Below are 836 nucleotides of genomic sequence, written 5' to 3'. Positions count from 1 at the left end.
CTGGTGGCACAACGGAAGAGTTGTTCTAAACCAAACGAAAGAAAAGATAAGGGGAGAGCGTTGGCTCTCCCCTTTTTTATAACGTTAAGCGGCCATAGAAGATGGCTGCGACTCGAGAATTGCTTTGATTTTCGCTGCTAATGCTTCAAAACGAGCACGCAACGGAGAGCCAGGGCGGTACGCCAAAACAATGCTGCGTGAAGGCGTAGGGTTGACGGCAGGAATGTAGCAAACGCCATCTTTTTGTTTTTCGGCTGGAATAGAAAGCTGAGGCAACAAAGTAATACCCGCTCCCGCAGCAACCATATTACGCAAAGTTTCTAAACTGGTGGCTTTAAAGCGCTCATCATCTTTTGCTCCTGCCGCAAAGCAGAAACCTAACGCTTGGTCGCGTAAGCAATGTCCATCACCTAAAGCCAGCACGGTCTTCCCATTGAGCTCCAACATATCAACCTGGTCGAGCTGTGCCCATTCATGACCACATGGTACAGCAACACTAAGCGGTTCGTTGTACACTTCAATCTCTTTAAATGGGGCAGTTTCCGCCACAGAAGCCAATACCAAACAGTCCAGCTTCCCTTCCTCTAGCTGACGAACCAACTGATGAGTTTGAGCTTCATGCAGGAACAGCTCAAGCTCAGGGAACTCTTCTTTCAGCTGTGGAAGAATTTTAGGCAATAAGTACGGGCCAACCGTCGGAATAAAACCGATGTGCATTGGACCGGTCATCGCCCCACTCTGTCCGCTGGCCATATCTTTAAAGGTTTTCACCTCACTCAGAATGCGTTTAGCTTGATACACCAGCTGTAAGCCAGAGTCGGTGAACAACACTCGGC

1 protein-coding gene is annotated in these 836 nt (G+C 48.8%); it reads right to left on the bottom strand.

Annotated elements, in window-relative coordinates:
- Positions 1 to 84: 84 nt before the first annotated feature.
- Positions 85 to 836 (bottom strand): DNA-binding transcriptional regulator OxyR (gene oxyR, locus R7E78_RS25615; RefSeq protein ID WP_318058543.1); only part of this gene is annotated, 752 nt, incomplete at its 5' end.

The sequence above is a fragment of the Vibrio sp. YT-19(2023) genome (assembly GCF_033337395.1).
Note: the sequence above shows the minus strand (reverse complement) of the source record. Positions and strands in the feature narration are given on the sequence as shown.